Origin of the sequence: Rosistilla carotiformis (genome assembly GCF_007753095.1) — a bacterium.
In the GTDB taxonomy this organism is placed as follows: domain Bacteria; phylum Planctomycetota; class Planctomycetia; order Pirellulales; family Pirellulaceae; genus Rosistilla; species Rosistilla carotiformis.
The window spans coordinates 4,201,719-4,227,319 of record NZ_CP036348.1 but is presented as its reverse complement, the minus strand read 5'-3'; the positions used below and the strand labels follow the sequence as shown (position 1 = coordinate 4,227,319).

Genomic DNA, 25,601 nt, shown 5'->3' with positions numbered 1-25,601 from the left:
GGCGGTGCCGCGCGTTGTTTCGCTGGCGAGGTAGGGTGACCGCTAGTCGTCGGAGCCGTTGTCGTCGTCTTTGCCCAACTGATAGTCTTTGATCTTTTTGTGCAACGTATTGCGGTTGATTCCCAATTGCATTGCGGCTTGCTTCTGCACGCCGCCGCACGCTTGCAGGACTTGGTTGATCAATTCACGTTCGACGCGATCGACGATTTTCGAATGCAGGTTCGTTTTATCGTCCCCCAGTTCGGTCAATCCTTGTTCGACGACTTCGATCGTCATCGAATCGAGATCGGCCGGCGCAAAGGACTTTCTGCGGGTGGCACCGTTACGGATTCCGGTAACCTCCGCGGGGAGCAGTTCGACCGTCAATTCGTCCCCTTCGGCCATCACGACGGCGCGTTCGACGTAGTTCTGCAGCTCACGAACATTTCCCGGCCAATGGTAGCTTTGCATCGCTTCGATCGATTCGGGCTGGATATGCGTCACGTAGCGATCATTGGCTTCGCTGTAGATGTTCAGAAAGTGAGCTACCAGGGCGGGGATATCTTCGCGGCGATCGCGCAGTGGCGGGATCTCGATCGGCACGACGTTCAGCCGCCAGTAAAGATCCTCGCGAAATCGCTCGGCGCTCACTTCAGCGGCCAGTTCGCGATTACTGGCTGCGATCACGCGGGTATCGACAGAGATCGTTTGCGTATCGCCGACACGTTCGAATTCACGTTCTTGCAATACACGCAGCAGTTTGACTTGCAGTTCTAACGTCGTGCTGTTGATTTCGTCTAAGAAGATCGTCCCGCTGTGCGCCGCTTCGAATCGACCGGTGCGGTTGTTGACCGCTCCGGTGAACGATCCGCGGACGTGACCAAAGAGTTCGCTTTCCAGCAGGCTTTCGCTAAGGGCGCCACAATTGACTCGGACAAACGGTCCGTTCGCGCGTCGGCTCAAGCGATGGATCGCCGTAGCGATCAATTCTTTCCCGGTTCCGGTTTCCCCCAGCAGTAAAACCGACGCTTTGCTTTGCGCAACGCGACGGGTAATCCGATACACCTGCTGCATCGCAGGCGATGTACCGATCAGCTCGGGGAGCGGCGATCCATCTTCCCCGCTAAGTGAGATTCCAAAGGATGACATTCTTCGCGCCAACCTGGGCAGCAGGTTCGCCTACAGTGGAGATCGGTATACAGCGCAGCTCAGCGAGAAGTTGCATTGGCTCGCTGTTCCATCGCATCCAAAATGACACCTAATGCAGCCCGATCCGAATCTTCGGCCGCTGCGTTGTAACGTTCGTATTGGCGGGCAACCGACTCGCGATCGATCCGCGTGCCAAACCGCTGGACCGACGCTGCAAAAGCTTGGGCTGCAGCTTGTCGGACACTCAATGGTAGCAGCATTGAATCGACCAGGTTCGCAAGCGTGAGCTGCGAATTCGGTGTTCCTAACGTTGACAATAGCGTCAATCCCTCAGTACTGAACCCCCCTGCCTGGATCGCGCTGGTAAGTTCTTGCTCATGAGACCTAAAGTCGTACGGATTGTTGGGTTCGTCGGGATTGGCCACCCTGGCCAACGCCACCATCGCGGCATCAACATACAGTCGGCGTTCGTTGGATGTCATCGCAGGCATCGGTAAACTGCTGTTGAGATCGCGGATCATCTGTCCCAGGCCTTGCGGTGACGTGATTTCTTCCACTACGGCGAGAGGAGCGGGCCAGCGAACGCCCAGACTTTGTTGGATCCGGATTCGCTCCTCCTGAACCGCATGGCGAGCACGCAAGGCCCTGAAGCGTTCCCCCAGCGATGTGTCTTGATAGATCTCGGTTCGGCGAACGCGAGGCAGTCCGGTTTCGTTCGGTTCTTCCGCCGCAGCAATGGCGGATTCGGAGCCAGCAACGTCGACAATAATTTTTTCAGAACGATCCAAAATAGGTTCGCGAAGGTCTTCATCCCAAAGCGTTTTGCTCGGCTGACAGTAGATCAAAATCGGAAATTCACCTCCCAGGGGACGTCTGCGGATCAGGTCGACCGTCTCGGTGATCTGCCGATCGTATGGCTGACTTGTCGCCAGTAGCAGTTGAATGTCGCCGCCGGCTTCGATGCGTCGCAACAAATCGGCGACCGAACCGACCACTTCCACATCGTAACCGAGCGATTCGAGCCAGCTGAGTTTGTCGCGGGTCAGATGCTTGCGGGCCTCGAGAATCAACGCCGTCGGCCGACGTTTCAGTGCCGACATTTCCAACCAGCGGTGCAATAAATCGCTGCTGCCCGAATAGCCGCCGCGATAATTGATTTCCGCCGCGGCAATCCCCGCTTCGTAGCGAACCCGCGGGGTCGAATGCATCGTGGTTTCGACCAGCAACGTAGGCGCCGCGCCGTTGGACAACATCAGCTTCGACGTGGCCGTCTGTTTCAACAATCGAATCGCGGCAATCGCGGCGTATTCATTGCGTTGCTGCGTCGCGGCTGCGAGGGTTTTCTGTAATTGAACGATCTGATCCTGGCTGGGGCCCTGCTTGCCGTAACGGATGGCAAAGTCGGCTTCGGATCCATAGTAGGGATTGGTCATCAAACGGTAGCTGAGATCGGCGAGCTCGGCGGCGACCTGCGCTTCGGGGTCTGAGTCTTTCAGCCGACGGTAGCGTGTCGCGGCGTCAGCAGCTTCGCGAGCCAAAGCGACGTGCTGCGGAACGTCTTGCCATTGCAAAGCCTTCTGAGCTTCGTCCAATTGCCAGATCCGTTGGAGTCTGCCGTCGTTGGTCGCGCGGCTTGCCAAATCGATCGCCCGCTGGAGCCGTTGGCTCAAGTAGATCTCCGCTTCCCGGCTGCTTGGTATGCCGCGCAGTCCGGCGGCGGCGAAGCCTTTCTCGGCAGCAGACCGTTCGGTCTCGTTGGCGTTTTCGCCGTGGTATGCCGAAACCAGGTCGGGCATCGATCCCGAGACGTCCAAAGCAACCAACGCCTGCAACGCATGGCCGCGGGCCGCGGCTTTGCCATACAACGCGAATTGCCGCAGCGCGAGCGGACCTTGATCGTCGAATTGGCCCAGCACGTCGAGCAATTGCGGACGCGCGACCAGCGGTGGATCGGAGACATAGGCGGCGGCGAGTTCAGCGACTGCCGCTAGACCGCCGGAACGAAGCTGGCTGATCGCGTCGAGCCGCTCGCCAGGACTGGTGCTTTCCAGACGTTTGATCTGTGTGCCGATCCGGTTGCGGTCCTCAGCATACTTTCGCGCTCCCGCGATCACTTTGCCGATGACCGCCCGTTGGGCATCGCTGAGTTCGGGGTGTTGTTGGATCCGCAAGAGATAGTTAGCGCGGATCGTGTTGGCGACGACCGCGGCATCGGCGTCCGAGAGCGGCTTGGCGTTCAAAATATCGAGGAACGCGGCCACCTGGTTCCAATCGGAGATTTGAACGGCGCCACGAATCGCCAACGCCAGCTCCTGATTATCCCCTTGAGAATAGCGTTGAAGTTCCAGAACCAATGGATCGGGAAGAGGTTCGATTTCCGGAGCGCCCGAGGCGTCCGCCGCAGCTGCGGGGGCACCAAAGGGAGCGTCTCCCGCGGGCATTGGGGCGGCACCAAAAGCGTCTCCGCCACCAAAAGGATCCGCGCCGCCGGGCGGGGCGGCAAACGGATCTTGAGCGTGAATCGCTGGCGGCGCGACAAAAATCCAGACGATTACAACGATCAAAAAATGACGCTTCATGACACGGCAGACCTTAGGTGGAAAGATATGCTCGTATTCTAGTCCATTTTTACGGAGAATCTCGATCTGTTTTCCAGTCGCCGCCGGAGCGGCGAATTTATCGGACTATTCCGAACGACCGCACGCATCGCGGCCCTGATGTGCCACGATTGAGATCATGCATGCCGCTAAAAACGGGGGCGTCTTACAGCGTCGCCATTGGCTGCTACGACAGCAATGCCGTCCAATACTTCATCTGTTGGCGGACCTGTTCGGGGGCCGACGATCCATAGCTAACGTAGGCTCGCACGGCGTTGGCGGTTCCTAAGACGTCGAAGATCGAATTGTCGACCGATACGCCCGCTTCTTGCATCGCGTCGAGAGGCATCTCGCTGAGCGGGATTTTGCGTTTCATCGCTTCGCCGACCAACGAGCCGACCAGATGATGGGCGGTCCGTTGTGGCAAGCCCTTCTTCATCAGGTATTCCATCAACGTCGTGGCGTCCAGGTACCCGTGTTCCAACCGCGACGCAATCCGGTCGCGTTGCAAGGTGCTGCCCGAAACGATGGGAATCGCCAACTGAAGGCACGCGATCACGGTGTCGAACGAATCGAACAACGGCGGCTTATCCTCTTGCAGGTCGCGGTTGTACGCCAACGGCAATCCCTTGATCAAAACCAACAGGGTCTGCAAATTGCCGACGACCCGCGCGGTCTTGCCTCGCGTCAGTTCCAACACGTCGGGATTGACCTTTTGCGGCATGATGCTGCTGCCGGTACAGAAAGCATGCGGGATCTTCAGGAACCCGAATTCTTCGGTGCTCCACAAAATCCATTCCTCCGACCAACCGCTCAGGTGTTGTGCGATCATCGTCAACACAAACGCCGATTCGACGACAAAGTCGCGATCGCTGGAGGTGTCCAGGCTGTTCCGCGTGACGTCGTCAAAGCCCAGCTTTTCGGCGGTGAACTTGCGATCGATATCCATCGAGGTCCCGGCAACGGCGGCGACGCCCAGGCTGCAAATATTCACGCGACTGCGGCAATCGGCGAGCCGTTGACGATCGCGCGCCAATTTCTCGATGTACGCCAACCAGTAGTGGCTCGCCAAAACCGGTTGGGCCCGTTGCAGGTGCGTGTAGGCTGGCAGGATCACATCAAAGTCGGCTTCGCAGCGTCCCAGGAAGGCGCGTTGAAGATCGGCCAACAGCCCGTCGACCAAATCCAATTGGGCACGGATCCACAGTCGGAAATCGGTGGAGACCTGATCGTTGCGGCTGCGGGCGGTGTGCAGTTTGCGGCCGACATCGCCCAAGCGGTCGATCAAGGCTTGTTCGACGTGCATGTGAACGTCTTCCAATTCCGTTCGCATCGGCAACGTGTCGGCATCCAATTCACCACGAATGGCTTCCAACGCTTCGATGATCTGATCGCATTCTTTTCCCGAGATCAGACCTTGTACCGCAAGCATCTGCGCGTGCGCCGAGGAACCTTCGATGTCGACTTCGTAGAGTCGACGGTCGAAGCTGATGCTTTCGCAAAACTGTTCAAGCCGCGAGTCGGATGCTGAATCAAAAACGCCGCTTCGTGAAGGGCTAGCCAAGGTGTCATTCTCCTGAAGGGTTTCCTGGGGGACACAAGCAACGGCGCGATCGTTGTCGATCGCCGCGCTTGCTGTGATCCGCAATGCAAGCCGTTGCAAGGGGATTCACAAATCGTTCCAAGCCAGCCGATGAAGGGCTGGCCTGATGGATGGTGAGGGGGCGGTGTCGCTGGTCGCGACTACAGCCGGCAATTGGTGATTTCAGTCTCCATGATCGCCGACGCGCCAAGCGTTTCGAGTTGTTCCATCGCGTCGATCACTCCGCTGCGTTTGACCATCACGCGGACGGCGCACCAATCTTGATCTTCCAACGGATTGATCGTGGGCGAATTGAAGCCGGGGGTGATCTTTTCGGCGGCGCTCAGTGCCGATTTTGGAATGTTGTATTCCAGCAACGAGAAGTCGCGGGCGATCACGACCCCTTCGAGTCGCCGAACAATCCGCTCCGCCGTCACGCGATCGCGGCACTTGCCGTTCTGAATCAAGACGGTTTCGTAGGTGCCGATCTCTTCGAGGATCCGTAACTTGTTGGCCGCCAACGTGCTGCCGGTTTCGACAAGGTCGACGATCGCATCGGCGATCCCCAGCGAAATCATGACTTCCACCGATCCGGACAAGTGAACCAAATGGGGCGTGACGCCATATTGCGCCAAGTGATTGCCGGAGATGTTGGGAAAACTGGTCGCGACCCGCGCGCCGGCGAGGTCTTTCCCGGATTCCGCCGGCGAATCCTCGGGGACACAGATCGCCAGGCGGCAGCGGCCGACACCCAACGGCATCCGCACCGAAACGTCGGCTTGGGCTTCGTCCACCAAATCGCTTCCGGTAATCCCCATGTCGATCGCCCCTTCGGCGCACAGCGTTGGGATGTCGTCGGTGCGCAAGAAAATTAGATCGACCGGCAGATCGCTGACCCGCGCGAACAGGCTGCGGTTTTGACGGCGGAAGCGGAGTCCGGCTTGCTTCAATAGATCGCCGGCTAGATCGCTCAATCGCCCTTTGCTGGGCAGGCCGATTCGCAAATTTGTGTTGTTGCCCATGAGTTCGTTCTCGTCGCTAGTCGCTTAAAAAATGGAGGGTTCGCTTTGCCCAAAGGCCGTGGCGTCGATTGCCGTCTGGAAACGAACGTGATCCGATAGTGGGGTGGTACCGAGGGACTACTTTAATTGCCGCGGACCGCGCGGTTTGGCGGTCCCGTCGTCGGACACAAAGATTTCACGCCGGGTTGTCGCCCGGTTGGGTTCGGGAAGCCTTTTCAACCAGCCCGCCGATTCCTTCGCGGCGCCCCAGTTCAGCGGCCACATCGTCCAAAGTCACGCCACGCCAAGCCATCATAACCATCGTGTGGTAAAGCAGGTCTCCGACTTCGTAAGTGAAGTGTTCCTTGCCTTCGGCTCCTTCTTCGGCAGCCGCTTCGACCACTTCGGCCGCTTCCTCGATCACTTTTTTGCCGATCTTTCCCACCCCTCCCTCGATTAACTTGGTCGTGTAAGACCCCGCGGGCCGCTCTTGGGCGCGCGTTTGGATCGTTTCCATCAATCGATTCAAGATCGTTAGTGCTTCGCTCATCAAATTGGCCAAAGGATTTCAAAAAGTGCAGGCGGGACACGGCCCTGTCGGATCGGGGGTGTTTCGAATTCGATGGTAACAATATCGACCATTCGATCTCTTTTTGGCAGGGGGCAAGCTGTGGCGGTTCGCGTTTTCTGTACTTCAACGATCGCCGGCAGCGACCAAGTTGCAGGCTTGGGATTGTTGAACCGTCTGTGCGCTCCAGCTCGCAAGGTTTACGATCATTGCCACAACCACAACGCCGCTTTCTTCCCACATTCCCTCTGGAACTGAATTACCCCACCGATGGGCTCACCGACAACCTTCCCCCCGCTGACCCAACGTGCCTGGTTTTTAACGGGCCCCACGGCTTCGGGCAAATCGACGATTGCCGTCTGTTTGGCGCAGCATCTGGATCTGGAGATCTTGTCGCTTGATTCGATGACGGTCTACCGTCGGATGGATCTGGGGACTGCGAAACCTGCCGCTGCGCTTCAGCAGCAGACCGTGCATCATCTGTTAGATCAGGTCGATCCAGACACGGAATTTAGCGCCGCGCAATACTTGGAGACGGCTCATGCGGCGGTCGATCAGATCGTTGGCCGCGGCAAGTTGCCGCTGTTTGTGGGGGGCACTCCGCTGTACCTGAAGGCCTGTCTCCGCGGGTTCGACGCCGGACCACCAGCCGATTGGGAGTTTCGCAAGGCGATCGAAGAGGAGCTGCGGGAACATGGTGCCGAAGCTTTGCGTGCTCGGTTGCAGCAAGTGGATCCGTTGTCGGCGCATCAGTTGCATCCGAACGATACTCGCCGGATGATCCGAGCTTTGGAGGTGGCCCGATTAACGGGGCAACCGATCAGCCATCGACAAGTTCAATTCGAAGCGTCGCATTCGGCGGATGAAGCCAATGTGTACGCGCTGCATTGGCCACGAAATCTGCTGCACCAACGGATCGATCGACGCGTCGAACAGATGTTTGCGGACGGTTTAGTCGACGAGGTGGCGGCGATCCGACGCGATTTCCCCACGATCAGCCGGACGGCACTGCAGGCGGTGGGATACAAGGAAGTCTTTGAATTCTTGGATGGCACGATCGACCTGAGCACCACGATCGATCAGGTCAAAGCGCATACGAGGCAGTTGGCGCGTCGCCAGGAGACTTGGCTGCGGTCGATGTCGGAGGTGCAGTTCATCGAGATGGATGAGCAGCGAACCCACGAGGACGTCGCCGCCGAGATCTTACAAAGATCGCGCGACCGCAAAGGCCCCGGTACAACGACATCGGAAAATGATCTTCCCACGCCCGATACCGACAGCCAAGACTCGGACGCCGGATCGGCGCCCGACGCTTAAAAACAACCGCCCGACATTGGGATGTCGCGTTATTTGGCCGTTGCAGCGGGACGCGTTTTTTCCAAAGCTTGGACTAACTCCGTCAGATCCTTCACGACGTAGTCGGGCTTGGGAGCAAGGGGATAGAGCGCTTTTCCGGGCCGCGCGACAAAGGCGGTTTGCAGTCCCGCATTGGTAGCCCCCGCAATATCCCACGCGTGGGCGGCGACCATCAAAACCTGTTCGGGTTGAACGCCGAGGTCTTTGAGAACCATCCGGTAGGTGTCGGGATGGGGCTTGTATTTCTTCAAGCTCTCCACCGTGTATCGCTTTTCAAACAGCTCGGTCAGCCCGGCATTCTGGAATTGAGTCTCGACCCCTTTGGCGGATGAATTGGTCAGGCTGACGATCGTGTATCCGGCCTTGGAGAGAGCGGTGATCGCGGCCAAAACGTCGCCGTGCGGCGGCAGCGAGCGGAGCGGCGTCACGATCGACGTTTTGGCTTCCTCATAGCTCAGTTCGATCCCTTGCGTCTGGGCGACCATCATCAGCGCGGCGGTTCCGATCTCGCCGAAGTGATGATAGTTGTCGGTCAGCGTTTCGACCAACGAGTAGTGGAGCATCGTGGAGAACCACAGCGGCAGAAGATCTTCGCGGCCGCCAAGGGCTTTGCCGACGGAGGTCTTCAGTGGCGCAAGATCGAGTAGCGTTTCATTGACATCGAAGATGATCACTTTGGGACGCTGCACGTGATCGCTTTCCTCGCGTGACGTTTTTGGTTGGGATGCGTTTTCGTTGTCTTGGGCCGTTGCGTGGTTGACCGTTAAGGTCGCTGCAAAAATCGTGATGACGAGTGCGGAGAGTGTTCGTTTCATAATGGTGATGTGCAATTGCGTGGTTTAATGGAGTTCGAGACGAGGAGGCGATCGTGGGGCGGGAAGGGGCCCGCGTCGCAGACGCGTGGCCCCAGGGAGTGTGAGGTGCGGTGTCGAGGGTTAGCCGACGCTTTCTTCCTGCTTGTCCGCTTCGACGACGTTTTCAGCAAAGCTTTGGTAGGCTTCACCGATCTGTTGCGCTACCGGATCGGGCCATACGTGGAAGCGAGCTTCTGCCAACGCCTTGAAAATTGCGTTTGCGACCGATGAAGGGGAGGCTGTCTCTTCAAATCCCGCGGCGGTTCCCATATCGGTATCGATAGGGCCCGGATGAACGCTGACGACCTGGGTGCCTTGTTCCCGCAAGGTTTCACGTAGCCCTTGGGTGATCGAATAGCTGGCCGCCTTCGACGCGCAGTAAGTTGCAAAGTTGGGAAAGGTCTTCACCGATGCGACGCTGTTCAGCTGGACGAGCGCTCCGCCGCCATTGGCTTTCAATACGGGAGCGAACGCTTGTGCGACACGCATCAATCCGTAGACGTTGGCGTTCATTTCGAACTGCAACGATTCGATTGCATCGCCAGCGATGGCCGAAGCGGTTTTCAGGACGCCCGCGTTGTTGACGACAACGTCGACGTCGGTTGCCGTTTCTGAGGCCGCTGTGATCGATGCGGGATCATCTAAGTCGATCCGAATCGGCACGACTTTGTCTCCGTGCGCATCGACCAATGGTGCGGCGGAATCAACATTTCGGACCGCCGCATAAACTTTGGCCGCTCCTCGCTGCAACGCTTCTTCTAGAATCGCTTTGCCAATCCCACGGTTGGCACCGGTAACCAGTACCGTCTTGTTCTTCACGTCAAATGTCATCTGTTTTCGCTCCGTTGAAAGGATGTCGTTGGATCGATTGGCGCTCGATCGAGGACGTTGACTATTGGAATACGTTTGACTCTCTTCCAACGTCCGTTTGAAGAGGATCACACTTGCGAAGTGTCATTTGGAGAGGCGTGTCAGCGCCGCTTCGGTTGCGCGGGCTACCTGATTCTGTCACTCCCAGGCAAGCGTCGCTAAACGCTTGCTTTTTAACCCTCCCGGCGTTGCCGGGCGGTTGAATTTGGTCGTCGCAAACGAGGTTGAACGATTACGGATGCGGCTCGTCTTCAATTGGCCCGCTGGGGTTCTGCGTTCCATTCGTTTTTGGCGAAACCTTCATCCAACGGGGTTTGCCCGATGTGGTTGGTGTAGTTCGACAACACCTTGTACGCCGTCCCGACGATCACTTCGAAAACGGTCTGCTTGGTGTATCCAGCGGCTAGTAACGCTTCGATATCATCCTCCGCCACCCAACCACGCTTGGTGTTTACCTGCTCCGCAAAGACGCGCAGGGCTTCCAGCTTCGGGTCTGCAATCGACGTGCCGTCACGAAGCGCGGTGATCACATCTTCGGAAACGTTTGCCGCTTGCATGATCGAAGTGTGCGCGGCCATGCAGTAGGTGCATCCATTCAGCCGGTTGTTGGTCATCGCGATGATTTGCCGTTCGGTCGCGCTAAGCTCCGTTTTCGTGTCGAAGATCGTGGCGACTGTTCGATAAGCTTCCAACAACGCGGGTGACTCAGCCATCACGCCGTGGAGATTGGGCACATATCCATACGCCTTCTGACTCTGTTCTAGTTGTGGCCTGCTCGCGTCGGGAGCGGACTGGATCGTGTGGACGTTGAAGTCGGTCATTTTCCTGGCTCCATAGTTTGGACTGGTCGGTCTAAACCGGCCTTAAAAAAACGAGGATCCCGAGTGGTCTCCTCCCGCTACGACGCGTCACCGTCGGGGCAAACGCGTCTTGCGCTACCAATGCACTCTATTGGGTCTGGACCGAACGGTCAAGACTTTGAGCCGTGGGAAGGGCCACTGGCAACGTGGAACACCGCAAAGGGCATGCCGAGGAAGAGTTCCCTAAAGAATGGCGTTGGGCCGGACACTTTGGTTCTAGACGCAGTCTGGAAGTGCCGGTTTGTAGCGGTACGCTTTGGAGCGATCGGAGCAGAAAAGGTTTGGCGGCGCTGGCAGGCAAAGCTATTCGAAGCGATCGATGATCGTAACGCCGGTTCCTTGATAGCGATCCATTGCGGGAAGTGCCGTAACGGCTTCGGACAATGGAATCGTCGACCCGACAAGCTTTTCCGGTTGCAGTTTTCCTGCCGCGATCATGGCGAGCATCGCTGGATAGCGATGCGCTTGCATCCCATGGCTGCCCAAAATTTCCAATTCTCCGGCGATGACTTTGTCCATCGGTACCGGGGGATGTTGGTGGTCGGCCAACATCAATCCGACCTGCACGTGTTTGCCTCGCTTTCGCAGGCAGGCGACCGATTGGAAGCAGGTGGTCGGGCTGCCCAAGGCGTCGAGCGACAGATCGGCTCCGCCACCGGTGATCGCTTGAATTTCAGCGACCACGTCGTCGACGGTTTGCGCGTTGATTGTTGCTACAGCGCCGACGGTCCGCGCAAAATCCAGCTTTCGATCATCGATATCGATCGCGATCACGTTGGCTCCCAAAGCGCCCGCGATCATGATCGCTGAGAGTCCCACTCCCCCGGACCCATGGACGGCGACCCATTGTCCGGCCCGAACCTGGCCTTGGTCGACGATCGCTCGAAACGCGGTAGCGAACCGACAACCCAGGCTTGCGGCGGTGGTGCAGGCGATCGCATCGGGCAATTCGACAAGATTGGCGTCGGCGTAATCGATCGCAACGTACTGGGCAAAGCTGCCCCAGTGCGTGAACCCCGGTTGGAACTGATGGTCGCAAACCTGTTGCTGACCGGCGGCACATTGCCGGCAGCGGCCGCAACCGCAGACGAAGGGAAGGGTCACGCATTGGCCGGTCCGCCAGGAAGCGACCTCGCTACCAACCGCTTCGATCACTCCCGCCAATTCGTGCCCCGGAACATGCGGCAAGCGGATGTCGGGATCGTGCCCCATCCAACCGTGCCAATCGCTGCGGCACAATCCGGTGGCTTCCACTCGGATCACAACGCCCTGCTTGGTCGGAGTCGGATCGGGCACGTTCTCGATCGCGATGGAACCCTTGAAGTCGCGATAGATTGCCGCAATCATCATCGACCTCGTGGGCTCAAATTACGCATGCGTTAAATAGATCGAGCGTTAAGCGGAAGCTTCCGCTAGTCCGCAGCTTTCTTGGGTTTCGATTCCGATTTGGCAGCGGGTGCCTTGTCGGCGGATTTACTTTCCGACTTCGGCTTGCTGCTCTTTTTGTCCGCTGCGGCTCCCTTCTTGTAGGATTCGCTTCGGTAATCGGTTTGATAGAAACCCGAACCTTTAAAAACAACGGCTGCCCCGGTGCCGAACAAGCGTCGCAACTTCGACTTCTTACATTCGGGGCACTTCTTCAAATGTGGATCATTGATCCCTTGAAAATGCTCAAACTCGTGACCACACGCATCGCACTCGTAATCGTAGGTTGGCATCCATTGGTTCCTGGAAATGGTTCAACATTAAAAAATCATGAAGCACAACAACAGGTTTTGCCTGGCGCTTCAGAGAGGGGCAAGTTTATGGATTGTGGACACCGTGCCTCCACGGCACGTTAGTTCCCGGTACTGACGACCACTTGGCTGGGGCGAACCACGCGATCGTGCAATTGGAAGCCTTGGGTGGCTTCAATCATCACCGTGCCGGCAGCAAATTCATCGCTGGGCATTTGCGAGATCGCTTCGTGGACGTGTGGATCAAAGGTCTCTCCCTTGGCGGGAATTGGTTTGCAGTGGAACTTGCCCAAGGTGTCTTCGAACTGCTTGGCGACCATTTGGACGCCTTCGACAAGTCCGCTCGTCGATTGCGACGTTTCGGCAGCTTCCAGGGCACGACGCAGGTTGTCGAAGACTTCCAACAGTCCATGGATCAGCGGCAGCGACGCATAGCGAATCTGTTCGTCCGCTTCGCGACGGATCCGTTTGCGCACGTTTTCCAGTTCCGCATGCAGTTTCAGGATTTGACCGTTGGCTTCGGCCAATTGCATTTCCAAAGAAGGGCCTTCGCTGCTGCCGCCGATCTCGCCGGCTACCGCGTCGAAAGCTTCGTCGTTCAGATTGGCTTCGGAAGTTGCGTCGAAGCCGGCTTCATCGGCCGAGGTGTCTTCAGGGTTGTTTGATTCTTGATTATTCATAATTAGAGATTCTTTCCTATTTAAGGGATGGCGTGCCCCATGGCCAAGGCACCGTAAAACCAATCCGCAGCTTCCAACGGCCGAATCAGGACGCGCGCTGGCGCGAAACCTGGCCCGGCAACTTTCTGTTAGGCGTCCGATTCCTCGGGTTCAAAAAACGTCTTGATCTTCTCCAAAAATGACTTTCGTTCGGGCATCACGTGCTCTTCGTCCAGTTCGGCCAACTGACGAAGCAATTTTTCCTGCTTCTCGTTCACCTTCTTCGGGACTTCGATAAACGTTTGCACCAACAGGTCGCCGCGTCGTCCGCCGCGAGGGTCGGGCATTCCGCGGCCACGCAGGCGATAGACCTCGCCGCTGCGAGTCCCCTTCTGAATCGTTAGCGATTCGCGACCGTCCAGGGTCGGCACGTCCAATTCGGCACCCAAGACCGCTTGGGAATAACCGATCGGCAACTGCAAAATCAGATTCGCGCCGTCGCGTTGGAACAATGCATGTTCGATGACTTTGACGAAGCAATACGCGTCGCCCGGTGGTCCGCCGTCGGGACTCGCTTCCCCTTCGCCGGTGATTCGAACCCGCATGCCATCGTCGACGCCGCCCGGGATATCGACATCCAAGCTGACGCGCCGTTCTTCCAGTCCCTGACCGCGGCATGTTTGGCAAGGATCGCGGATGACTTTACCTGCGCCGCCGCAATGGGGACACGATGTCTGGACCCGCAAGATGCCTGCCGATTGAATGACTTGTCCCACGCCACCGCACGCGACGCAGGGTTGCGGTTCGCTTCCCTTGGCGGCGCCCGACCCATCGCAACCGGTGCAGGCTACGCGGCGGCGGAACTTGACCTCTTTGCGAACACCGCTGGCCGCTTCTTCCAACGTCAGCGTGACGTCGCATCGGACATCGCCACCGCGTCGGACGCGTTTGCGTCGCCCCCCGCGTCCGCCACCGAACATGTCGCCAAAGACCGACCCGCCGAACATGTCGCCGAAGGCTTCGAAGATGTCTTCGACGTCGTTGAATTGAGGGGCACCGCCGCCAAGGCCGGCGTGGCCGTATTGGTCGTAGCGGGCGCGTTTGTCAGGATCGTTCAAAACCTCGTAGGCTTCGCTGATCTCTTTGAACTGTTCGACGGCGTTTTCGTCATTGCGGTTGGAATCAGGATGGTACTTGATTGCCAACCGACGGTATGCCTTGTCGATTTCGGGTTTGCCGGCGTCTTTGCTGACACCAAGCAATTCGTAATAGTCGCGTTTTTCGGCCATCCGATGAATCCGTCGTCGATGCTGCAATAAACAGGGCCACTGCCGAATGAACGCGGAAGTGGCCCTGTGCTGTCGTAAATAGGGTTAAGTCGTCACGCGTTACGCGATGACGCCTTCAACCGCACGCTTGTCCTTGTCTTCTTGATCGAAGTTGGTAACCAAGGCTTCGGTCGTCAACAACAAGCCAGCGATGCTCGCTGCGTTGGCAAGCGCCGTGCGAGTCACCTTGACGGGATCGATCACACCGTAAGCGAACATGTCGCCATATTCACCGGTGTAAGCGTTGTAGCCGTGGTTCTCTTTCAGTTGTTCGACGTTGTCGACAACGACGCTACCGTCGATCCCGCCATTGTCGGCGATCTGACGCATTGGAGCGTCCAGAGCACGCAAGACGATATCGACACCGATCTTTTCATCGGCTTTCGCACCCTTCTTGCAATCTTCGACCGCTTGCTTGCAGCGTACCAACGCCACACCGCCGCCTGGCAAGATGCCTTCTTCGACGGCAGCACGGGTTGCGTGCAACGCGTCTTCGACACGGGCCTTCTTTTGCTTCATGTCCGCTTCGGTTTCGGCACCAACGCTGACAATCGCCACGCCACCGGCCAACTTGGCCAAGCGCTCTTGGAACTTCTCTTTGTCGTATTCGCTGTCGGTCTGTTCGATCTGAGCACGGATCTGCGAAACGCGTTTGTCGATGTCGGCACGCTTGCCGCCACCTTCCACGATCGTTGTCGAGTTCTTGTCGACGCTGACCTTCTTCGCGCGGCCGAGTTGTTCCAGCGTGACATTTTCAAGCTGAATGCCCAAGTCTTCGCTGATCAACGTACCGCCGGTCAGAACCGCGATGTCGCCCAACATGGCCTTGCGGCGATCGCCGAAGCCTGGAGCCTTGACGGCACAGACGTTCAAAGTGCCACGCAGCTTGTTGACAACCAACAAGGTCAACGCTTCGGCGTCGACGTCTTCGGCGATGATCAACAATGGCTGACCGCTTTGAGCCGACTTTTCAAGGATTGGCACCAAGTCGCGGATGTTGCTGATCTTCTTTTCGTACAACAGCACCAACGCGTTTTCCAAGCTGGCTTCCATCGAGCCTGGATCGGTGATGAAGTAAGGCGAAACGAAGCCCTTGTCGAACTGCATTCCGTCGACGTAGGAGACTTCGGTTTCGCGAGTCTTGCCTTCTTCGACCGTGATCACGCCGTCTTTGCCAACACGCTCCAACGCATCGGCCAACAGGCCGCCGATTTCGTTGTCGTTGTTGGCACTGATCGCGCCAACGCTGGCGACTTGATCCTTGCTGCTGACCGGACGGGCCATTTCGTGCAGCTTGGCCGAAGCCGCTTCGACAGCGCGATCGATACCGCGACGAATCGCCGTTGGGTTGCTGCCGGCAACGATGTTGCGAAGACCTTCTTTGAAGATCGCGTGGGCCAACACGGTGGCCGTCGTGGTGCCGTCGCCAGCCAGGTCGCTGGTCTTTTGAGCGACCTCGACAACCAGCTTGCTGCCCATGTTCTCAAAACGATCTTCCAGATCGACTTCTTTGGCAACCGTTACACCATCTTTGGTAACGGTCGGCCCGCCAAACGATTTGTCGATGATTACGTTGCGACCGGTTGGCCCCATCGTGATCGCGACAGCTTGGGCCAATTTCTCAACGCCTGCGAGCATGCGTGCTCGGGCGTGATCATCAAAAAGCAATTGCTTTGCCACGGTACTGTGTCCTTAAGCGTTGCGGTGAATGTGCGTTTTATGGGGTGGCAGGCATCGGCTGCCTGCCAGGATTTCCGAGTCGCGGATATACCATCCGCGATCGCATTCAAACCGGCGGGCTCACGCCACGCCGGGCTTGGAGATCGGTTCTAGCAAACCTTTGCCAAGATGTCGCTTTCGCGAAGAATCTTCAGCTCTTGGCCGTCGATCTCGATTTCGCTGCCGCCGTAACGGCCGTAGATCACCACGTCGCCAACAGCAACGCACAATTCGCCACGGCTGCCGCTGTCCAACAATTTGCCAGGGCCTACGGCAACGACAGTGCCGCGTTGTGGTTTTTCTTGAGCCGAGTCGGGCAGAACGATGCCGCCTGCGGTGGTTTCTTCCGCCGATGCGGGTTGCACAACAACACGGTCATCCAAAGGACGGATATTGATCTTTGCCATCTGTGTAGCTTCCTAAACTGATACGTTTTTTATTGAATTTTGTATTTGAATTTGAATCGAAACGCCCGGGGGCTCTGCACCGGCAGATCCCCGAACGCAGCAATCTGCCGGATTACATCATGCCAGGCATGCCACCCATGCCGCCCATTCCAGGCATGCCGCCCATGCCACCCATTCCGCCCATGCCACCCATTCCGTGGTCATGGTGATGGTCGTCGCCACCTTCTTCCTCAACAGGAATTTCGGTGATCAACGATTCGGTGGTCAGCAACAGCGATGCCACGCTGGCTGCGTTGGACAGCGAGGTGCGAACGACCTTGGCGGGATCGATGATCCCAGCGGTGATCATGTTGACGTACTTGTCGCTGTTGGCATCGTAGCCTTCGTTCTTGTCCTTCAGGTTGCGGACGCGATTGACGACCACGCCCCCTTCGAGACCGGCATTTTCAGCGATCGCACGCAGAGGTTTGTCCAGCACGTTGCGGATGATGCGAACGCCCAGTTTCTCGTCCCCTTCGGTCGACTCTTCCAACTTCAGAAGATGCTTTTCGCAGCGGATCAAGGCCACGCCGCCACCTGGGACGATGCCTTCTTCCAATGCCGCTTGCGTTGCCGCACGCGCGTCGTCGATCAACGCCTTGCGTTCTTTCATTTCCGTTTCGGTTGCTGCGCCGACGCTGATTTGAGCGACGCCACCGGCCAGTTTGGCCAAGCGTTCCTGCAGCTTTTCACGATCGTAATCGCTATCGGTGTGAGCGATTTCGTTACGGATTTGAGCGACGCGTGCTTCGATCTTGTCCTTCGCTCCGCCACCGCCAACCATCGTGCAGTCTTCGCTGGTGATCTTGACCTTCTTGACCGTTCCCAGGTCGTCCAGCTTGACGTTTTCCAGATCGATGCCCAGATCCTTGAAGATCGGTTGTGCACCGGTCAGGACGGCGATGTCGCCAAGGATTGCCTTGCGGCGATCGCCATAGCCTGGAGCCTTCACGGCACAGACGTTCAAGATGCCGCGCATCTTGTTGACAACCAAAGTCGCCAACGCTTCGCCTTCGACGTCTTCGGCGATGATCAACAATGGCTTCTTGGACTTGCTGATCGCTTCGAGCAGCGGGATCATCTTCTTGTTGCCGCTGATCTTCTCTTCGAAAATCAAAACCGCACAGTTTTCCAATTCGACGGAGACATCGTCTTGATTGGTGACGAAGTGAGGCGACAGGAAACCGCGGTCGAACTGCATCCCTTCGACAACGTCGACGGTCGTTTCGTTGGATCGACCTTCTTCGACCGTGATCACGCCATCTTTGCCAACTTTGGCGAACGCGTCAGCCAATACGCGGCCGATCTCAGGATCGTTGTTACCGGCGATCGTGGCGACTTGACGAATTTCCGCCTTGCTCTTTTCGCTGATCGGTGTCGACAGCTTTTGAATCGCTGCGGTAACCATATCGACAGCCTTGGCGATACCACGGCTGAGTGCCATCGGATCGGCGCCGGAAGCTTCCATCTTCAGCCCTTCGCGGAAGATCGCTTCGGCCAAAACGGTGGCGGTCGTGGTGCCGTCGCCAGCGACATCGTTAGTTTTGCTGGCGGCTTCCTTGATCAATTGAGCACCAAGGTTTTCATTTGCGTCGTCCAGGTCGATGTCTTCAGCAACGGTTACCCCGTCCTTTGTCACCTTGGGCGAACCCCAACCTTTGTCCAGCACTGCGTTGCGACCACGAGGGCCCAACGTACTGCGAACCGCACGCGCCAATTTTGCGGCACCCGCCAATAGCGGTTGCCTCGCATCGTCATCAAACACGATCTGTTTTGCCACGTCGTGTCTCTCCTGTGAACGTCATTGTGTCCGAGCCGCCAGGCGGTGAAGCCCAGCAGACCCATAAAAAATGTGAACGGTGAAATCGCTGCCATGCCAGGCTGCCATACGTCGCACGCAAAACGAAACCGTTCGGTGGCGCAGAGTGGCAGCCCGCCACTGAAGGCTCCCCATAGAGCAAGATGCGTGCCAAACGTATTTGGTTTGTCGCAAGGTCGCTTTGGGTAAGGCTTTACGCTTCCGGGGATCTGGTCACCGCAAGCCTTTGTCTGGCGGCGTTGCCAGTTTGGCAGAGATCGTTCCCGGCGTCAGCCCTCCGCGTTGGCCGATCGGCTTCGCAGCGGCGAACTCGCTGAGTCGCTGCCGCGGTCCGGTCGTTCGGCCAGTCCTGACGCGCCCGGACGACCGCCGATACGGCGTTCGGTTCGTTTCGCCATCGAAAGAAGAAATTGGCTGGACTCCCCTGTCTCGCGGACCGCGAAGGCTCGCTGGAAACGAAGCTCCCGCGCCGGGCGGTCCAAACAAGCAGGGCTGGCGATTTGCCGCTGGGATCCGAGGGGGCATTGTCTACCCATCTGCGACATTTGGGTTACATTAAACCCCGACCGATGGATGGTCGTAGATCCCGCGTCGGCTGCTTCGACGCGACAACACGCTCCGCATGCCTTTGAATGCGGTTCGAATTTCCTTCTCGACAGCGACAGGCTCTGATGAACGATTCACCGTCTGAAGATCAACCCGTTCCCGGCGACAATGCGCACAATCTGCGGGCCCGCATCCCCGACCACGTTGGCGAAGGGGTTTTTTCCACCGGCGCGATTGTCGTTACCGGGCCGAGCGAATTTGTGCTCGATTTTGTGCAAAACATCTCCCGCCCTCATCGGGTGGCAGCCCGCGTGGTCCTGCCGCATCCGGTACTTCCGCAATTCCTGGAAGCGCTTCGCAAGAACCTAGAGATCTATAAAGGCCGCTTTGGCGCCCCTGCCGATCCTCCCAAACCACCTTCGGACGCGCGGCGGCCTTCGCCTCAGGAGATCTATGATGATCTCAAGATGAGCGACTCGCTGCTCAGTGGCGCTTATGCCAATGGCGTCATGATCGGTCATGGCGCGGCCGAATTCAGCATGGACTTCATCACCAGCTTCTTCCCGCAATCGGCCGTCAGTGCACGGGTTTACATGGCAGCCGGGCAGATCCCGCGGCTGATCGAATCGCTCGACAACGCAATGAAACAGCTGCAAATTCGTGGCAATCAAGCGGGCGGACAACTGCCTCCACCTCAGCCCCCCAAGCCGCAGCCGCCATCGACACAGTCCCCCGGCGACGACCTGTTGCCCCCCAACGACAACCGTCCCGATCCCGACGACGTCGAGTAGACCAGGAGCGACTTTGATGACCGACAATGCGTTGCCACAGCCGGAGGGTTTGCCGATCGTATTGGCCAGCGGTTCGCCGCGCCGCCGTGAACTGATGCAGCAAGCTGGCTATTCATTCGATGTGATCGCTCCGGATCCCGCGGTCGAATGTGGCGTCTGCAGTTCCGAATCGCCGGCCGAATTGGTCGGACGGCTCGCGTTTCGCAAGGCCGAAGACGTGATGCGGCGGATCGATTCGGGAATGATCATCGCGGCCGATACGGTGGCTGCGTGTCGGGGCCAGATCCTGGGCAAACCGGTCGACCGCGATCACGCCCGACAGATGTTGACGATGCTGGCCGGAACCGATCATGCCGTCTACACGGGAATCTGTTTGTGGTCGGTGCCCGATCAAAAGGCCTGTCTCGACGTCTGTTGTACCCAGTTGAAAATGGAAGCGATCGACGACGCGACGATCGAAGCCTATCTGGACAGCGAGCGTTGGGTCGGCAAAGCGGGAGCGTTCGGATACCAGGATGGCAACGACTGGTTGCAGATCCTTTCGGGAAGCGCCTCGAATGTCGTAGGGCTGCCGATGGAACGCCTGCATGAGATGCTCTCGCGTTTTTCGGAAACGGCCCAGCCGATCGACGTTTCGGCATCGCCCCCCCCGATCGTCCGGATCGATCGTCCCACATCCTGACCGATCGGTGGGGGATGGCCGGGGCCGGGCTTCAGTCGCTTGCGATGCGGCGATATATTGGTCGGGTCGTAAAATTTGCTCCCGCACGCGTCAGATGCTGCTTCCTTTTTGATTCCTCAGCAACGATCGGCAAACCGCCACCGCGGCCCGATCGATCGTGTACCCGCCGAGGAATGCCATGTCGCTAGTCGCGGCGAATCAATCGGGACGTCGCGCTGCCAAAACAGAAAGGCGTCTGTTCGATGGCTAAAAATAAACGTGGACGCGCCGTCGGTGGCCCCATGCCTCCCTATGCCACGTCGATCCTGAAGCAATTGCTCACCGAATCTCCCGGTTCGGCGTTCCGATCCGATTCCGGCTCGGTTTGGCAGGATGAACAGAATTCTTCCGACCCGCAAAAGCGGCTGGGGGCCGAACGCGTTCGCCAATGGTACGAAGGCTGCCTGGATATTCTGGATTCGTTTCCTGATGATATCGTTGATGCGGACACCTACGAGCCACCGCATGCGTTCCACGTCTCGGCGATCTATTCCGACGGCACGGTCACCGGTCAGTACCGCCAGGGTTCGGAGCGGTACGATGTGATGGTGGCAGTCCCTGATGGCAGCCTCCGAAAACAGTTCGCCTGCAGCTGTCCCACGTCGCTCGGCAAATACTATTGCTCGCACTGCTTCCACTTTGTCGACTACGTCTACGAACAATTGCGTGACTACCGCAGTTGGTTAAATCGTCAGGTCGCCCAAGGGTTGTTCCATTCCGGATCGATGGATCCCAAACGCTTTGATTTCAGTGACAAAGCGCGGATCGAGAGCCTGCTGGATGCCTTGGTCGTTCCCGAGGCAGCAATGGAAATCGACGACGCGCAACTGCCTCCGTTGCAAACCGTCTCGCAAGATCGGATCGCGTGGAACATCTCCACTCGCGGGACCGATCACGAAGTCTTTGCCGTTGTCCAACAGGCGAAGAAGCGTGGCGGGGGATGGACTAAAGGACGCAAAACGGCGCTGACCAACCTCGCCGATTTAGATGTTTCGCTGAGTGAAGCCGATCGCCGCATCAAAGCGTTGATTCAATTCGAGTCGAATTATTACCGCGTCCACGTCAAGCTGGATCCCGTGGCGGCGATTCGCGAAATGGTCGGCCAGCCGAACATCTTGTTTAACAACCATCCGGCCGAAGTGGTTCGCTTCGATGCGACCTTTGCCTTCTGCAAGGATGACGAACATTGTTGGTTGGGACTTGTTGGCAGCAAACAATACAACAACACGTACCTGTTCAACGACAGTTGTCTGATTCACATCCGCAACGATCTCGCCAGCGTGCGCGTTTGCGATATGCACCCCAGCCGGTTGAAGACGATCGTTTCGGTTTTTAGGCTGCCGCGGATTCCGGTCGAATTTGAACAGGATCTACTTCGCCGCGTCGCCGATCTGCAACGCGTGATCAACATCAAAGTTCCCGAGACGATCGCCGGGCAGATCGTTGCCGACGCGTGTCGCCCCGTGGTTCTGTTACGCGCGCACGCCAGCGGTTCGCTCGACTACGGCGTCCGCGTTCGGGACGCGATGGATGTGCTGCACCGTCCGGGTACGGGGCTGATGTTGAAGTCGGGGAACCGCGATGGCCAGCCGGTGCAATTTCAACGCGATGCCGACGCAGAAGTCCGCGCGGCCGAAGAGCTGCTGGGCCGATTGGGGCAGACGGCGCGAACGTTCGACGGCAGCATTCAGGATTTCGAAGCGGCGTTGCAGTTGATCGCCCACTTGCAAGACTTGGAAGCCGATGGAACCGAAGTGCTGTGGGACAAGGGTTCTGAAAAGCCGCTGAAGGTTCTGGGGGCGGTGACGTCCAGCAACGTCAGCGTCGGCATCAACCGCAAGCAGGATTGGTTTCAATTGTCGGGCAGCTGCCAGCTGGGCGAAGAATCGGTCGAATTGGTCGATCTGTTGGGGGCGTTGCAGGAGACGGGCGACGCGAGCGTGCGGGGCGACTTCGTTCGCATCGGCGATAAGGGGTGGACGAAGATCGAGAAGGGCTTGCGAGCCCAATTGACCGGGCTTCGCGATTCGATCACTCAGGACCGGCGCTCGCTGAAGTTTGACGCCACGTCGGCTTCCGCGGTGCGCGACTTCTTGAGTCACGATGTCCAAGTCGAAGCGACCCGTGCCTGGCACCAATGTTTGGTCCGATTGGAGCGGGCCGAGAAATTGGAACCGGTCCTTCCCAGCAACCTGAACGCGACGTTGCGTGATTATCAGACCGACGGTTTCCGGTGGTTGCGACGACTCGCCGAGTGGGGCGTTGGGGGAATCCTGGCCGATGACATGGGCTTGGGCAAGACGCTGCAAACGTTGGCGGTGATCTTGGATCGCAGCAGCGAAGGTCCCACGTTGGTGATCGCTCCGACTTCGGTCGGATTCAATTGGGTGCGCGAAGCCGAACGGTTCGCCCCCGATCTAAGCGTCCACCTTTACCGAGAGACCGAACGTGGCGAATTCCTAAATGGTGTCGGGCCGGGGACGTTGGTTGTGTGCAGCTATGGTCTGGCGCTTCGCGATGCCGAAGCGTTGGCAGGCGTGCAATGGTCGACGTTGGTGTTGGACGAAGCCCAAGCGATCAAGAACAGCCGCAGCAAAACGTCTGCCGCGATCGCTACAATTCCGGCTCAATGGAAGGTCGCGTTGACAGGCACCCCGGTCGAAAATCACCTTGGCGAATTGTGGAGCCTGTTCCACGTGATCTCTCCCGGCGTGTTCGGTGGCTGGGATCAATTTCGCAAACGGTTCGCAGGTCCGATCGAAAAGGATAACAACGAATCGCGTCGGTTGGCGTTGCGAGATCGCTTGCAACCGTTTGTGTTGCGACGCACCAAAACGGAGGTGCTGAAGGATTTGCCGCCGCGCAGTGACATGAACTTGTATGTCGAATTGAGCGATGCCGAGCGCCGAATGTACGATAAGGTGCGGGCATCGGCGATCGGCGAGATCGATCAGATTGCCAATCTCGGCGACGTGAAAGACCAGCGATTTAAGATCTTGGCACTGCTGACACGATTGCGACAGATCGCGTGTAGTCCGCGGATGGTCGATGAATCGTTAACACAGCGATCGTCCAAGTTGCAGTTGTTGCTCGAAACGGTGGCCGAACTCAAGGAGGAAGGCCATCGGGTGTTGATCTTCAGCCAGTTTGTGAAGCATTTGGCGTTGATCCGTGAGATGTTCGACCAGGAGGAAATCCGCTACGAATATCTGGATGGACAGACACCCGCCGATCAACGGCAAGCGGGCGTCGATCGTTTTCAAAACGGGGACGCTACGGCGTTTCTGATCTCACTGAAGGCCGGCGGCACCGGACTCAATCTCACCGCAGCCGACTATGTGATTCATATGGATCCCTGGTGGAACCCCGCCGTCGAAGACCAAGCTACCGATCGGGCCCATCGTATCGGGCAAGAGAATCCGGTGATGGTCTATCGATTGATTTCCGAAGGGACGATCGAGGAAGAGATCCTGAAACTTCACGATGCGAAACGCGATTTGGTTTCGGGAGTGATGGAAGGGACGCACGCGGCGGCCAAGTTGTCGACCAGTGATCTGATCGATCTCGTGCGAGGGACCTAGCCGCGATGAGTCACCGTGCAGCCCTTGCGCAAATTCCTGAATTGCTTTCGATTGCGGCGCCGCCGGGCGTGGTGCGGATCCCTCCCGAATGGAACGTGCCCCTTTCGGATCGTGCCGCGCGGTTGCTCGATGCCGCTCCATTGCGGCGGCTCAGCCAAATCAGTCAGTTGGGGCTAGTCGGGCTCGTTTATCCGGGGGCGACCCATTCGCGTTTGGAGCATTCGCTGGGAGTCTATCGCAACGCCTTGCTTTTCCTGCAGCGGTTGGTGGCGACCGATCGATTCGCCGAAATCGTCGAGCCGCGCGGTGGAGAACGTTTTTTGTTGGCAGCGCTGTTACACGATGTCGGTCATTGGCCGTTCTGTCATCCGACCGAAGACATGCAATTGCCAGGCCTACCGCGACACGAGGTGCGGGCGCGTCGGATCATCACGCAAACGGAAATCGCCGATCGAATCCGCGACGATTGGAATGTGGACCCCGAACGGGTTTGCGACCTGTTGGATGGCAATTGTGATTCGGACGAGACCCAAGTGCTGACAAGCCTTTTGAGCGGGCCGATCGATGTCGACAAGGTGGACTATCTGGTTCGAGACAGTCTGCACGCAGGCGTTCCTTATGGACGCAACTTTGACGTCGGTCGGTTGATCGCGTCGTTGGCGATTCACCCCACGCGGCCGCGTTTGGCGATCACCGATAAGGGGCGCACCGCCGCGGAGATGATGGTCTTCTCACGTTACATCATGTTCAGCGAGGTTTATTGGCATCCGACCGTTCGCGCGGCGACGGCGATGCTGCAACGGGCGGTTTACCAATTGCACGAGCGGTTGGACATGGATGGGATTTGCGAACTGACCGACGCGCCTTGGATTGAGCGTTTATTGATGGCCAGCGCTGGGACGGACGTCCAATGGCTGGCTCAAGGCCTGTTTGGTGCGCAACGGCGATTGTTTAAAGAGATCGCTCAGTTCAGCGTTTTAGATTCGCCGCAGATCCATGCCTCGCTCGCCGGTCGATCCTATCCATGGTTGGTGCGTTGCAGCGAAACGTTTGCGCGGTTGGCCAGTGTGGAGATCGGTCGGAGAGTTGGTCCCACGCATGTCTTGATCGACGCGCCGCCGAAAAAATTGGAGGTCGACATCAACGTCGATGTTGTCGATGAACAAGGATTCGTGCGAACGCTAGGCGATGTTTCGCCAGTCGCCGCGGTTTTGGCCCGTCAGCAGTTCGACAACTATGTCAAACGTGTTCGAATCTTCGTTTTGCCCGAACTGCGCCATAGCCTGTCGCCGAATCAAGCGTGCCAAATCCTGGAGCGGGCGGTCGAGCAAACGCCGCCCGATCGGTGATCGCGGCGACGAAGGACGGTTTCCTTAGAACGCATCCTTTTCCTAACCCGTCGTTTCGTGCCGGTGTCACGTGGGGTAATCCGCTTCGTG

20 protein-coding genes are annotated in these 25,601 nt (G+C 57.9%); 5 read left to right on the top strand and 15 right to left on the bottom strand.

Annotated features, from left to right (window positions below; translation table 11 throughout):
• Positions 1-42: 42 nt before the first annotated feature.
• From Poly24_RS15240 to Poly24_RS15220, 5 genes are all read right to left on the bottom strand, one after another.
• A complete protein-coding gene (locus Poly24_RS15240; protein ID WP_231753647.1) occupies positions 43-1,053 on the bottom strand; it encodes a sigma-54 interaction domain-containing protein in 1,011 nt (336 codons plus the stop codon).
• Positions 1,054-1,187: 134 nt separating this feature from the next.
• Positions 1,188-3,707, bottom strand: coding sequence for a hypothetical protein (locus Poly24_RS15235; RefSeq protein ID WP_145096981.1), 2,520 nt, complete (start codon positions 3,705-3,707; stop codon positions 1,188-1,190).
• Positions 3,708-3,912: 205 nt separating this feature from the next.
• Positions 3,913-5,289, bottom strand: a complete 1,377-nt coding sequence (argH, locus tag Poly24_RS15230; RefSeq protein ID WP_145096978.1) for an argininosuccinate lyase — start codon at positions 5,287-5,289, stop codon at positions 3,913-3,915.
• Positions 5,290-5,468: 179 nt separating this feature from the next.
• Complete coding sequence (gene hisG / locus Poly24_RS15225) at positions 5,469-6,329, bottom strand: ATP phosphoribosyltransferase (RefSeq protein ID WP_145096975.1); 861 nt, start codon at positions 6,327-6,329, stop codon at positions 5,469-5,471.
• Positions 6,330-6,504: 175 nt separating this feature from the next.
• Positions 6,505-6,858 carry a phosphoribosyl-ATP diphosphatase gene (locus tag Poly24_RS15220; RefSeq protein ID WP_145096972.1) on the bottom strand — a complete coding sequence of 118 codons (354 nt, stop codon included), beginning with the start codon at positions 6,856-6,858 and terminating at the stop codon, positions 6,505-6,507.
• Positions 6,859-7,146: 288 nt separating this feature from the next.
• On the opposite strand from Poly24_RS15220, the gene miaA reads away from it, so the two are divergent.
• The gene (miaA, locus tag Poly24_RS15215) at positions 7,147-8,193 is read left to right on the top strand and encodes a tRNA (adenosine(37)-N6)-dimethylallyltransferase MiaA (RefSeq protein WP_145096969.1); all 1,047 of its coding nucleotides are present in this window, start codon (positions 7,147-7,149) and stop codon (positions 8,191-8,193) included.
• A 29-nt stretch (positions 8,194-8,222) separates the two neighbouring features.
• On the opposite strand, the gene Poly24_RS15210 is transcribed toward miaA, so the two are convergent.
• The 10 genes from Poly24_RS15210 to groL (Poly24_RS15165) form a co-directional block, all read right to left on the bottom strand.
• Positions 8,223-9,047 carry a haloacid dehalogenase type II gene (locus tag Poly24_RS15210; RefSeq protein WP_145096967.1) on the bottom strand — a complete coding sequence of 275 codons (825 nt, stop codon included), beginning with the start codon at positions 9,045-9,047 and terminating at the stop codon, positions 8,223-8,225.
• A 120-nt stretch (positions 9,048-9,167) separates the two neighbouring features.
• Positions 9,168-9,917: an SDR family oxidoreductase gene (locus tag Poly24_RS15205; protein WP_145096964.1), complete on the bottom strand. Its 750-nt coding sequence runs from the start codon at positions 9,915-9,917 to the stop codon at positions 9,168-9,170.
• A gap of 290 nt (positions 9,918-10,207) precedes the next feature.
• Positions 10,208-10,777: a carboxymuconolactone decarboxylase family protein gene (locus tag Poly24_RS15200; protein WP_145096961.1), complete on the bottom strand. Its 570-nt coding sequence runs from the start codon at positions 10,775-10,777 to the stop codon at positions 10,208-10,210.
• Positions 10,778-11,119: 342 nt separating this feature from the next.
• Positions 11,120-12,166: a zinc-dependent alcohol dehydrogenase family protein gene (locus tag Poly24_RS15195; RefSeq protein WP_231753161.1), complete on the bottom strand. Its 1,047-nt coding sequence runs from the start codon at positions 12,164-12,166 to the stop codon at positions 11,120-11,122.
• A 62-nt stretch (positions 12,167-12,228) separates the two neighbouring features.
• Positions 12,229-12,534 (bottom strand): FmdB family zinc ribbon protein, encoded by a 306-nt coding sequence (locus Poly24_RS15190; RefSeq protein WP_145096958.1) that lies wholly within the window; start codon positions 12,532-12,534, stop codon positions 12,229-12,231.
• A 119-nt stretch (positions 12,535-12,653) separates the two neighbouring features.
• Positions 12,654-13,232 (bottom strand): nucleotide exchange factor GrpE, encoded by a 579-nt coding sequence (grpE, locus tag Poly24_RS15185; RefSeq protein WP_145096954.1) that lies wholly within the window; start codon positions 13,230-13,232, stop codon positions 12,654-12,656.
• 128 nt (positions 13,233-13,360) lie between these two features.
• The gene (gene dnaJ, locus Poly24_RS15180) at positions 13,361-14,500 is read right to left on the bottom strand and encodes a molecular chaperone DnaJ (protein WP_145096951.1); all 1,140 of its coding nucleotides are present in this window, start codon (positions 14,498-14,500) and stop codon (positions 13,361-13,363) included.
• 99 nt (positions 14,501-14,599) lie between these two features.
• On the bottom strand, positions 14,600-16,219 hold the full coding sequence (gene groL / locus Poly24_RS15175; RefSeq protein WP_145096948.1) for a chaperonin GroEL: 1,620 nt from the start codon (positions 16,217-16,219) through the stop codon (positions 14,600-14,602).
• Positions 16,220-16,368: 149 nt separating this feature from the next.
• Positions 16,369-16,665: a co-chaperone GroES gene (locus Poly24_RS15170; protein WP_145096945.1), complete on the bottom strand. Its 297-nt coding sequence runs from the start codon at positions 16,663-16,665 to the stop codon at positions 16,369-16,371.
• 112 nt (positions 16,666-16,777) lie between these two features.
• Positions 16,778-18,484 (bottom strand): chaperonin GroEL, encoded by a 1,707-nt coding sequence (gene groL, locus Poly24_RS15165; protein ID WP_145096942.1) that lies wholly within the window; start codon positions 18,482-18,484, stop codon positions 16,778-16,780.
• Between the two features lie 710 nt (positions 18,485-19,194).
• Between groL (Poly24_RS15165) and Poly24_RS15160 the strand changes: the two genes are divergently transcribed.
• From Poly24_RS15160 to Poly24_RS15145, 4 genes are all read left to right on the top strand, one after another.
• Positions 19,195-19,860 carry a DUF3467 domain-containing protein gene (locus Poly24_RS15160; protein ID WP_231753160.1) on the top strand — a complete coding sequence of 222 codons (666 nt, stop codon included), beginning with the start codon at positions 19,195-19,197 and terminating at the stop codon, positions 19,858-19,860.
• Between the two features lie 16 nt (positions 19,861-19,876).
• On the top strand, positions 19,877-20,542 hold the full coding sequence (locus Poly24_RS15155) for a Maf family protein (RefSeq protein ID WP_145096936.1): 666 nt from the start codon (positions 19,877-19,879) through the stop codon (positions 20,540-20,542).
• A 242-nt stretch (positions 20,543-20,784) separates the two neighbouring features.
• The gene (locus Poly24_RS15150; protein ID WP_145096933.1) at positions 20,785-24,162 is read left to right on the top strand and encodes a DEAD/DEAH box helicase; all 3,378 of its coding nucleotides are present in this window, start codon (positions 20,785-20,787) and stop codon (positions 24,160-24,162) included.
• A gap of 5 nt (positions 24,163-24,167) precedes the next feature.
• Complete coding sequence (locus Poly24_RS15145; protein ID WP_145096930.1) at positions 24,168-25,511, top strand: HD domain-containing protein; 1,344 nt, start codon at positions 24,168-24,170, stop codon at positions 25,509-25,511.
• Positions 25,512-25,601: the final 90 nt, after the last annotated feature.